Genomic DNA, 11,740 nt, shown 5'->3' with positions numbered 1-11,740 from the left:
ACAGATGATCAATCGTCCTCGGCGTGCAACCGGAGGAAGTCGTCGAGCGCGGCGCGGTAGTAGACGAGGTCGTCCTCCAGCCTGGCCCGCGTGAACCGCGCCGGCTCGCTCTCGTACGCTTCCCGCCCCATCTCGGTCCAGAACGACACCGGGGGCAGCGCGTCGGCGCCGTCGGGAACGAACATGAGCGCCTCCGCCGCCGCGTCGGCCGCGAACCGCCAGTCCGTGACGATCTCCTCGTACCGCTCGTCGGAGGAGGGATCGGCGGCGAAGAAGAAGGCCGCCTCCAGCGCCCTTCTCGCGTACGTGGCGCCGACCAGCACCCACTGGCCGGGGTCGATCAGCTCCGAGACGCCGAAGCCGAACGTGAGATCCTCCCGCCTCGCCTCCTCTTCGGCCGCGTAGGGCACGAGGACCTCGGCGTCGTCGAGCCTGACCCGCCAGCCGTCCTCCTCTTCGGTCAGCACGGCGTGCTCGGCCGCGTTCCGCTCCTCGCCGAGCACGGTGAGGTCGAGATAGACGTACGCCTCGACCAGCGAGCGTGCCGAGCCCCCGCCGTACCCGCCGGACCCGTCATCAGGCCGCGACAGGCCACCTTGCTCGTCCACGCCGTTCCGCTCCGGCTCAGGCATGCTGCGCCGCCAGATCGCGATAGGTGTCCCGGACGACCAGCAGCCGATCGAGCTGGAAACGGCCCGGCTCCGCCGCGCGGACGGTCCGCCCGCGCTCCGACCAGAAGCCGTCGTCGGGCACCTCCTCCTGGCCCGGCGGGATGAACTTGACGATCTCCTCCACCGCCGCCGCGGCCACCGACAACACGCGATGGGCCTCGGCCCGGTCGGCGACCGGCACGTTGCCCGCGGTCAGGTCGGCCACCCACATCCACTCGCCGGCGTCGATGAGCTGGGAGGACTCCTTGCCGCCGAACGTCGGATAGCCCGCGGGCATGACGGGCCGCTCCGGAAGGCCGAACAAGAACTCGCGCTCCGCGCCGCAGCCGTCGCAGGTGCCGGCGTAGCGGTCGGCGAGCTCGCCCTCCACGTTGACCAGCCCCCTGCCCCACTCCGTCTCCACGGAACCGCACTGCTTGCACGGATGCAGGTCGAGGTAGAGATGCGCCTCGTCCCTGGTCCGTGCCACCGCGAACGCCATAGCCGTCCTCTCCTTGGAAGTCCCCATCATGCCTCGACCATGGACAGGCCCGCGCGCCGACCGCAGGCGCACGGCTCGCCCGCCGGGCAACGGCACTCCTCGCCGTCGTCCTCCAGCGGGTCCCAGCCCTCGTCGTCGTCCTCCGGCGGCTCCCAGCCGGTGCCGTTGCTGATGAGGCGTGCCCTGTGCAGGTACTCACTCGCCCCGAGTGGCCATCGGCCGTCGACCAGTGCGGTGACCCGGTCGAGCAGGGGATCGGGCGCCAGCCCCCGGAACCGCTCGGCGCCGCCCGCGTCCAGGCCCATCCGCTGGGCGACCCCGATGAGGACACGCATCCTCGCGGGGAGCTGCGGGTGCGTGGCCGTGTTCACCTGGCGGACGGCCTCGCTCAGCTCGCCGAGGGCACGGGCGTCGGCGACGCTGAGCCGGCCTGCGTTCGGGTCGCCGGACAGGACCGTGGGACTCCTCGGCAGGCCGGACGCCTCGGCCACCGCTCCGGCCACCATCGCGGCGGCCGCCCGCTCGTTGGCGCCGATCGTCAGGTGCGGATCGACCTGGTAGACGAGCACGCCGTTCTCGGCCGGTGTCCCGGCGGGCGCCACCCGCACCGTGACGGACGCCCCGCCCGGGGTCGTGATCTCGATCAGGCCGTCGCCGAGCCGGCGTACCTCGGCGTTCAGTGCGGTCGCGGCCCGCTCGACGGCGGCCACCGCGGCGAGTTCGGGCAGCGGGACGGAGCGGGCCTGGCCGGCCTCCGGCGCGGGCACGCCGGGAGCGGCCTCGCCGCTGAGCAGATCCGCGATCGAGACTCGTTCGGGTCTCGCCTCGACCGCTGTGGGCCCGGACGCCCAGGGCGGCGCGGGCGGGGTTTGCCCGCGCCTCGTGATGTCGTCCGCGACGGCCTCGATCGCCTCGGCGATGCGGGCCCTGGCCGCCGGATCGGTGGTCTCACTCCACTTGCGGGAAAGGTGCGCGTGCTCGTTGAGGCGCGGGGTGAGGCAGTGGTCGGTGCCCTCCTCGTGCGCGTGCTCCGGCAGCGAGGGCCGGATCACCCCCTGCGGCGCGCCCGCCGCCTCCGCCGCGTGCCGGTCGGCGACGTGTGAGATCTCGTGCACCAGGACCGAGGAGACCACGGCCGGGTCCGTACGCGGGGCGATCGTGATGATGTGCGGGTCCTCGGGCGTCCCGGAACGGTACGACGTGTAGCCGATCCGGCCCTCCCCGGGATCGCCGACGACGACGCGGGCGTGCTGCACGCCGTGCGCCGGCGTGGTGACCTTGACGACCGCGCCGTCGAGGTCGGCGGGCGGCGCGTCCGGCGTGATGGGCACGCCCTGGTCGGTGGTCCAGTCGAGCGCGGTGACCCCGCCGCCGAAGTCGGCGACCGAGATGTTCTGGCCGACCAGCTCCGTCACGGTCAGGTCCGGCACCCCCGCCGGCCGGGCCTGGGTGTCGAACGGCGTGCCCGGCAGCGCCGGCGACGGCGCCCCGGATGCGCTCTGCCCCACGCTGCCGCCCTGCGACGCCGCGCCGGGCGTGGCCGCCTCCGACGGCCAGGCCGGATCCGGCGCCGCCGGCCGGATGTTCTGGCCGGCCAGCGCGGCCGTCACCCGATCGGTCAACGTGCCCGGCAGCTGCGGGTCCATGAAGATCTGGCGCAGGTCGAGGCCCGCCGTCGCCGCCGCGTCCAGCGCCTGGGGCGGCAGCGTGGCGACCGCCTCGGCGAACCCTCCGTCGGGCTTCACGCTGTGCAGGGAGCCGTCCGGGGCGGCCAGGTAGACGTCGACCCCCTGTCCGTTCGGCACCCGGGCCCGGACGACCGCGCCCTGTTCCCTGGCCTCGACCCGGGCGTCCGTGAGTTGGTGGATCAGGCTCTCGCGACCGGATTCGGGAGTGAAGTCGGAGGGCCGTCGCGCCGAGTCGCCGAAGTCCCATTGGGGCCGTACCTGGATCCCGGCCTCCATGCGGGCCTGCATCTCCTTGAGGTCGGCCTCGAACATGGTCACGTACACCTCGCCGGAGGCGGCGGAGGGCAGCCTCACCGGGTTCCTGAAGGGAGCCTCGGTGCCGTCGGCCGACCGCGTCTTGCGCTGGAACGTGAGGTCGTAGTCCACCCGGACCCGGACGGTGACGACCTTCGCCTTCTCGAACGTGCTCGCCTCGTTGCGCAGGCCGCTGCTGTCGGTGACACCGTCCGACGCCTGCTCCCCCACGCTCGCCGAGAGGTGGCCGAACTCCGTCTGCCCGCCCACTCCGCTGCCGATCGGGAGCAGCCGGCCGCGAGAAGTCGAGGTGGACGAGGTTCGCTGGACGCGGTCCACCACGCCGAGCTCGGCCTCGACCGGGGTGGTGGTCCCGTCCGGGTGGACCACGGCGGGGCCGGACACCACCTGGAGGTCGGACAGATGGGCCTCGACGCGGACGTCCACGCCCTGGCTCATGTTCCCCTTGCGGTTCATCCCCTGGGTCGGGGCTCCCTTACGGATCGTCGAGACCAGCTCGTGGCCGCCAGGGGAGGCCATCCGCCTGAAGGCGGCGGCCAGCGATATGGGCGAGAGCCGGGCCTCCAGTTCCGCCATCTGTTCCTGGGTCGCGGTGGTGCCCGACATCGAGCGCAACTGCTTCTGGATCGCGTCGAACAGGCTGGGGCGGTTGCCCTGGGCGTCCTGCACCGAGGTGACGTAGTGGGCGGGCGGCAGCTCCACCCGCCTGGTGTCGGTGATCCTGGCCGGCTCCGCCGTGCTGTCGTTCACCGGCCTGGTCATGCCGATCGGCATCCGCCGGACCATAGTGGCGTCGAACGTCATCGTGGCCCGGCCGGTGCCTCGGCCCTTGATGCGATTGAGGACACCGCGCGTCGGCTTGCGCCCCGGTCCCATCCGCACCGGCGTGCGTTCCACCTCGATCACCATCTGGTACCGCTGCTGGACCCGGTCCACCCCGCCGAACTGCGCGATGCGCTGCAGCCTGGTGACCTGCTCCGTGCTGGAGGCCCCGTACGAGCGGCCCCGGTCGGTGCCGACGTTGCCGTCGACGCCCTCGCCGGACTCGTCTTCCGAGGCCGACAGGCTGAAAGAGTGCGAACCGTTGTACGCCCCGGAGTCGGAGACCTCTCGGTAGAGATAGTCCTGCTGGATCAGGCCGGCGTCGTAGGTGCGCCCGACGAGTTCGGCGCTGCCCGGCACCGGAACCAGCTTGGCCCGGACCGTGACCAGCTCGGCCCGGCCGCTCGACGGGTCGGCCAGGGTCTCGTAGGTCTTGACGTAGCCCCGCGGGCTGAGCATCTCGTTGATGTGCCCCCGGACCCGGTCTTTGTCGAAGTCGACGTCGAGGCTCCGGCGCATGACGGGGCTGCTGTCGATCGCGCCGGGCGCCGCCTCGCCGATCGCGGCGCGCACCGCGTCCCGCACGTTGACGGGGCCGGCCTTGGCCATCACGGTGAAGCTCTCCACCGCGGCGAATCCCACGGTCCCCTCGTACTGCGGAGCCACCCTGACCGCACGCAGTCGCTGAGTCAGCTTGGCAGCTTCGCTGAGCGCCCGATCGAGCCGCTCCTGCTCCGCCAGGCCCTTGGGGTCGGTGTCCACCTGCTCCAGGCCGCTCACCTTCTTGAGCGCCGGCAGCAGGGAGTCGGCGGTGTGCCCGTCGGCGAACGAGACGTTCTCTCCCGCGTCGCGTGCGTGCTTCAGATCGAGCAGGTACTTCTGGAGCAGCGAGGTCGCGAGGGTCCGGTCGAGGGTCAGGCTGCCGTTCACGAACCTCTCCACCGCGTCGGCCACCTGGATCAGCGGAAGGTCGAGCTTGCGGTTGGCGTAGAAGGTCAGCGCGTCGTACTCGGGGATCGAGTAGACGACCGGACGGCCGTTCAACGACGCGTTGCCGGTCGTGGCCTTCCCGCTGCCGCCGAGTTCGGTGAAGTCGGGGGCGTTTTCCTTGCCCTCCAGGGTGAAATCGACGGCGCCGCGGAAGATGTACTGCTTGCCGGTTTCGATGATGAGTTGTTCCCGGCCCCAGATGTCGAGCTGGCTGTGGGATCGGGAACTGCCGCGCGCGCCCGTGTGGCCGCCGGTGCCGCCCTGATGGGAGGTGCCGTGCCCGTCCGAGTCGGAGATGCCGTGCGTCGAGCCGCCGGATCTGCCCCAGCCCTGCCCCCAGTTCACGCCGGCGCTGCCCATCATGAAGTTGATGTCGCCGACCACGAGGTCGGCGACGCCGACCAGGGACGACTCACCGAAGCTGCCCTCGATCGTCAGCGACGCCTCCGTCGGCAGCGCGCCCTGCGGCCGGACGCCGACTCCGGTGAAGTACGGCGAGTGGCGCCACTCCGGATGCGCGATGAGGTTGCGCACATTACTGAACGCCGCGAAGTGGTGGTACGCGACGGAGTCAAGGCGCATGCTGCGGGGCAGCACGGCCTTCACCTGGTCCAGCATGCCGGTCGTGTCCATGTGCAGCAGCGTCGCCCGGCTGAGCACCTCCTCAGAGAGCACGCCCACGTTGTGCGGCTGATAGGGCGCCTTCTTCAGCGGGAGCAGGTCGGCCGCGAAGACCAGCCGCGCGCTGCCGTCCGCCGACACCGAGTGCACGACCTCGTCGTCCACGACGATGTCGACCACCAGTTTGTGGGGCACGTCGAAGAGGGCGACCTCGCCGGTGCTTTCCACGAGCGTCACCCCGAAGTCGCTGCCACCGATGCTGGAACCGATCGAACGGGTGTAGTTGCCGGACTTCTTGCGCTCGTGCGTTCCCGTCAGCCCGTCCTCGCCCTCGGGCGGTCCCTCCGACGTCTTGTACGGCACGTCCACGTTGCCGGTCCAGCTGCGGCCGCTACCGCGACCGGCGGTGTCGCCCCCGATGTCGAGGTTGACCACGGCCTCGGTGTCGGTACGGCCGAGATAGGTCGCCGCGTCGTGGTCCTGCTCCAGCCGGACACGCAGCGTGTACGTCCGCGACGACTGGCCGAAGCCGTCGCGGGTCAGGGTGATGGGGATGCCGTCCTGGGCCGCCTGGTCGTATCCGGTCTCCAGGCGCTCCGGCGTGAGCTGTTCGAGCACCTCGCGCAGGTTCGCCATCTGCCCGGCCCGCCGTATCGGGAGCCGGGAGTACTGCGGGACACCGTTCTCGAACTTCGGGACGAGGCCGAGGTCGGCGAGCTTGTCCAGGACCTGTTTCCTGGCCTCGTCCACGCCGGTCAGCCGCTGGACCAGCGCCGGTCCCGCGCCGCGCATCAATTCCTCGGCCGCCTGGTTCGCGGACGCCGTGGGTGTCTGACGGCGCCCCTGCTTCGGCGGCCGGAGCCAGGACGGCAGCGCCTTCTTCCGGCCCGGCGGTCGCGATCTTTCCGGGTCCCCTCTGAGCATCTGGTTGCCCTGGCGATCCAGCTTGGGCTTGCCGTTTTTCCGCTTGAGTAGCGCGTTCTCGTCGACCGGCAGACCGTACCGGTAGGCATCGGTCTCCGGCATCCGGAACAGGCCCTCACTCGTGCCCGGCACCGTTTTGAGCACCCTCCCGTCGGCCAGGACGATGGTGACCTCGTGCTTCAGGGCCAGCTCATATCCCTGGGTGTGTCCCGTGTAGCGCTGGACGCTGGGGTGGATGGCGTTCCCGTTCACGAACGACGACTGCGAACGGGAGACTCCGCGCCCTGCCCCGGCGGTCACGTCGACATCGCCGTAACCGCCGGGATCCGGAAGCCCGCCGATCGCGTCGCCGAGGATGGGGACGGGCAGGGGGCTGACCCCCGCGGAGAGGGATCCGTTGAACGACTCGCTGCCGGTGGCGTTGGAGAAGCCCACCCGCAGCCGCTCCTGCCAGTGGTCACGAGTCGGCGTCCCGACCAGGACGGCGCTGTCCCTGTCCACCGTTGTCTTGATCGTCACGGTGGCCACCGGCCGGCCGTGCCCGTCCGTGATCACACGAGTCATCCCGTAAACAGGATCGGTCGCCTCCCCGAGCCTGCCGGGCAGCTCGTGGTCGATCATGTTGATGATCTGCTGGCGGGCGATGCCGCCGATCCTCGTCTCCCCCTCACGGAGCCACTCCACTCCCGCCCGGCTGCGGACCCTTCCCAGCCCCTCGTGGAGGCGCCCGATGACATCGACGGCGAGCTGGTCCAGCCCCGTCAGGCCGTTGACGAAGTGCTCGGGCAGTTGGTTGCTCTTCTTGCCGGAGTCGATGGTCTCCGTCCTCGCGGGAGGCCCGACGGTGTAGGCGTGCGAGACCCAGATCCGCTGTGAGGGAGCGTCCCCCGGAGCCCCGGAGTCGATCGTCGCCACCTCCTGCCAGGTGCTCTGCCGGCGGGTGCGCACGCTCACCGACCAGGTGGCGGCGGCGTCGAACAGCAGGGACTCTCCCCGGTTGTCCTCGACCGCCCCCGCGAGGGCGAAGTCGGCTGCGCCGGGACCGCGCGACCACGAGCGCCCGAAGGAAAGGTTGACCCCCACATCACCCATGAGTTCGAGCGCGGATCGTACGTCCTCGTTGGGGACCATGGAGGCGAGCAGCTTGGGGCCGAGCGGCACCGACAGGCTGCCGCTGCCTCCCTCGGTGGTCCGGGTCGTCCGGCCTCCCTGCGGCATGACGCCGAGCATGATCTCCGAGGCCACGATCTCCGGATCGATGATCTGGACCATGTCGGAGAGGCTGAGCCGGATCTTCAGCTCCACCGCCGTCCTCCCGGTGCCGATACGGAGGAGCGCGCCGTCCGGTGAGACGGCCTTCCGGAAGTCGGCCCGGAGGATGTGCTCCAGTTGCCGGGAAGTGAACCGGCGCGGGGAGTTGTTCTCGGCCAGCACCTTGTTGATCGCGTCCGTCAACGGCGTGAGATGCGCCAGGCTGCGGGTCGGCAGCGCCGAGGGCAGCGACTCCTTCGGCGGGAGGGCCGTCTTCACCGACCCCAGGTAGTCCTCGTGCCGCGTACGGGCGTCCGCCAGCAGACTGATGAGCCTCGACATGGCCAAGGTCGCCTCGTGGCCGTTCGGCGACGCCGCCAGTCGCACGAGGCCGATCACCTGCCCGTAAGCCTTCGTCGCCGCCTCCGCCTTCTCCCCCGCCTCCCTGTACGCATCGGCGATCCGCAGGTGCCTGGCTTGCTTGGCCCGGTGCTGCGTCTCTTCCTTCTCGTGCTTCTGCCTGCGCGCCTCCTTGCCCTGGTCGCGCATCGTGGCGGCTTCGGCGGCCTTGGCCTTGGCTTTGTCCGCCTCCTCCTCCGCCTTGGTCGCGGTGTCCTTATGCGACTCTTCCTGGTTCTTGAGCTCCCCCTCGGCCCGGGCCAGATCGTCGGCGACGCGCCGCAGCTCGGCCAGGTACGGCTTGGCCCGGTCCGGAAGCTCCGTCCTCGCCACGGCGGGATCGTCGACCAGCCGCCGCAGCTCGGCCAACGCCGCCTCCGCCACAGGGGGCGCGTGGACCCGGCGTACGGGAGGCGTCACACCCCAGGGCGCCGGTGGGGGGATCTGCCCGTGCCCGCGGAGGTCGCGGGCCACGCCGTCGAGATCGATCTGAATGTCCTGGCGCTCGTCCGCGGACGTCGCGGCCTGCCATTTGCGGACCAGGTAGGCGTGCTCGTTGAGCCGGGCCGGCACGCATCCGTCGACGTGGTTCTGCTGTCTGCCCCGGCGGAAGAGCGTCCTGCGGATGACACCCTGTTCCGGCCGGCTCAGCGCGTGCAGGGTGTCGGTGATCTCGTGCAACCAGACGCGCGGGAGCTGGTCCGGGGCGATATGCGGCGCGAAGTGGACGACATGGTCGCCGCCCCCGCGGTTCACCTCGGTCATGGCCATGAGGCGGGAGTCGAGGCCGCCGACCACGAACCGGAAGCGCTGCGTGCCGTGATTGGCGGTCTCCACCACCAGAGTCGTCTCGTCAGGGGACCAGGCCCAGCTCGTCACCTCATCACCCTGGAAGTCGGACGCCACGAGCTTCCCGACCTCGGCGCGGATCTCGTCGTCGGTGAGGCGCTGGTTCGGGCGGCCGTCAGTGACATAACGGGTGTCGGCGATCGGCCGGGACGTGACGGTGCCGGGGCGGCTGGTGACCGGCTCGGGGGCCGGCGAGGTCTCCTGGCTGACGGCCATCGCCTGGCTCATGACCAGGATCGCGTTGCTCCGCAGCGTGGCCGCGTCCTGCCCGCTCACCGCGGCGGCCTCAAGGACGGATCGGACGGCACGCAACATCCTCGGCGTGATCACATAGTCGCCGGACGCGTCGGACACGAGATGCCCGCCGTCCGCCAACAGGACGGCCCCCGGGGCCAGGCGGTTCAGCGCGTAGTCGAGCGCCGCGTTCGCGCGCAGGCCGATGGGCTGCCCCGGGACGAGGTCGGCCGCGTACGTGTCCTCGGGCGCCGTGTCGCCGGGCCCCATGTCGGCGGCGAGCTGCTCGTCGATCAGGGCCAGCGCCTCAGCCTGCAGCGCCTCGTCGTCCTCCACCTGCGCCGAACGCCGCGCGGCACCGTCGACGATCCGAGCCACAGCGGCGGGAGAGACGCCGATGCCCGCTCCCTGAAGCGGCACGATGAGGCCCCCGTCGGGGAGCAGCACGGTGCCCGGATGCGCGTCGAGCAGCGCCCGGACGACCGCCTCCCTGCCCCGCACGACATGGCGGTCCGCCTCCTCCTGGGCGAGCGTGCTCGGTGCGACCTCCCCCGATGCCGTGTCCGGTGATGTGTCCGGTGATGTGTCGGGCGCGGGCCGGGCATCCGGCGCGCTGTCCGGAGCCACCGCCGCGTCAGTGTCCGGGGCCGTGCCGCTGTCCGGGGCCGTGCCGCTGTCCGGGGCCGGAGTGGTGTCCTGGGTCGCGCCGGTGTCGGTGGCGGGTGCGCCGTCGGGCGAGGTGTCCGTCCTGGTCTCCCCCGTGCCGGTACCCGTGTCGGACGCCGCCGGAGCGGGGTCGGACCGCTGGCCGGGATCGGCGTCCGGCTGGGTCTCGGGCGCGGCGGGTGACACCTCGGGCTGGGTGCGGGCCGTGGAGTCCGTTCGGGAGTCGGGTGCCACCGAGGGCGCGGTGTCCGGCCGCGCGTCCGGCGTGGTCACCGCCGCCTGGTCGGTGTCAGTGGTCGGCCGGCCTTCGGCGTCGGGCTTCGCCTCGGCGTCGTTCTGGCGGGTTTCGTCGTCGGGCCGGCTTCTCTGGTTGCCGCGCCCTTCCGCGTCGGCGGCGGACGGGGACGCGGCGCGGCGGCCGCCGTCCTCCGCGTCGGCGGTGACCGTGCCCGTACGCGACGCCGTACCGCCTCCGGACGGGGTGGACACGGAGGTCCCGCCGCGCGTCGCACCTCCGGAGGACCGGCCGCCGCCGGCGGCGGCGCCCACGATCGGGCCTGATCCGCCACCGGTGCCTCCCGGAGTACCTCCGGTGCCGGTGGCGTCGCCGCCCGACCCGCCGAGGCCCGGGTCGATGGTGAGACCCATCCGGCGCGCGTCCGACTGGGCCGCCATGTCGTACGCGGAGGCGAGGGCCGTGCTCGGGTTGGCGAGCGCGGTGACGACCTCGGGATTGAAGGGGCTGATGGAGCCGGTGCGCCCGACGCCTCCGAAGAACGCGCCGCTCATCGACTCCATCGTGAACGGGTTGCCCCACTGGTCGTAGACCAGGCCGTTGGCGAGGAAGCTGCCCGCCGGTGAGGCGACGACGTTGCTGAGGCCGGTGTTCAGCGCCCGCCCCCCGAAGCCCGGTACGTCACGGGTGAACTTGGAGATCGGGCCGGAGACGCCCATGCCGGCCACCGCGCCGGCGCCGGCGCCGATGAGCGCGGCCTTGGACTTGTCCCAGTCCCACTCCGTACGGGTGCCTTCCCTCATCTGCAGGTACTGGGCGGCGGCGTCGATGAAGAACTCCTCGCCCATCTCCTCCATGAGCTCCCGGCCGAGCGGGGAAAGGAGCAGCCGGGCGATCAGGCCTTTGCCCGTCGGCCCGCTGAGCGCGGCGATCTTGGCCGCGCCGGTGGTGCCGACCTGGCGGCCCGCGATGGCGGCCAGCCGGGCGAGGATGCGGCTGATCGCCGCGCGGCCCGCCGACGCGTACGGGCCGATGAGCGGTGCGGTCGAGCCGGCGGTGAAGAAGGCGACGTAGAGCGCGATGGCGATGGCGATGGCGGTGACCCAGAACGCCACGTTGACGGAGAACTTGGAGTACTGCGTCTCGACGGCGAAGTTGCTGGCCTTCGCGGAGTAGCCGAGCGCGCCCCGGGAGATCGCGGGCAGGCCGCCCTGCCTGCCGAACAGGTTCTGCGCCCGGGTGACGAAGTCGGCCGTCGCCGGGGCCTGCCAGCCGGACACGACGGTGCGGGCCGCCTTGCCCGCGGGCTCGCTGTACGGCGTGAGCCCGACGGCCAGCGCGTCCCATGCCTGGGCCAGCTCCGACAACTTGCTCTCGCTGGCGTCCGGCCACTTCTGCCCGGCCGACAGCAGCGGGATCAGCGTGTAGACCACCCAGTCGGGCAGCTTGTCGGTCTCCCAGGCGGCCGTGACGTCCCTGTCGATGCGGACCGCGGCGCCCTGCCTGGTGGCCCCCCTGCTCTGGTTGACAGTGCTGGGGCCCGTGTTCGTGTTCGTGGCCATGCCGCTCCCGCTCCGCCGCTCCGACCCTGATC

Annotated in this window: 3 protein-coding genes; all 3 read right to left on the bottom strand. The window is 71.8% G+C overall.

What is annotated here, in order from left to right; genetic code table 11:
- Positions 1-8 precede the first annotated feature (8 nt).
- Genes AB0I59_RS35150 through AB0I59_RS35140 form a run of 3 tightly spaced genes read right to left on the bottom strand, consistent with a single transcriptional unit; the run spans position 9 to position 11,708 of the window.
- A complete protein-coding gene (locus AB0I59_RS35150; RefSeq protein ID WP_358139864.1) occupies positions 9-632 on the bottom strand; it encodes a hypothetical protein in 624 nt (207 codons plus the stop codon).
- On the bottom strand, positions 625-1,152 hold the full coding sequence (locus tag AB0I59_RS35145) for a hypothetical protein (protein ID WP_358139861.1): 528 nt from the start codon (positions 1,150-1,152) through the stop codon (positions 625-627). Before AB0I59_RS35145 ends, AB0I59_RS35150 begins: the two co-directional genes overlap by 8 nt.
- Before the next feature lie 26 nt (positions 1,153-1,178).
- Positions 1,179-11,708, bottom strand: coding sequence for a WXG100-like domain-containing protein (locus AB0I59_RS35140; RefSeq protein WP_358139858.1), 10,530 nt, complete (start codon positions 11,706-11,708; stop codon positions 1,179-1,181).
- Positions 11,709-11,740 lie beyond the last annotated feature (32 nt).

It is taken from the genome of Microtetraspora glauca, from assembly GCF_040656155.1.
In the GTDB taxonomy this organism is placed as follows: domain Bacteria; phylum Actinomycetota; class Actinomycetes; order Streptosporangiales; family Streptosporangiaceae; genus Microtetraspora; species Microtetraspora glauca.
The sequence above is the reverse complement of the archived record's forward strand: the minus strand, read 5'-3'. Positions and strand labels throughout refer to the sequence as shown.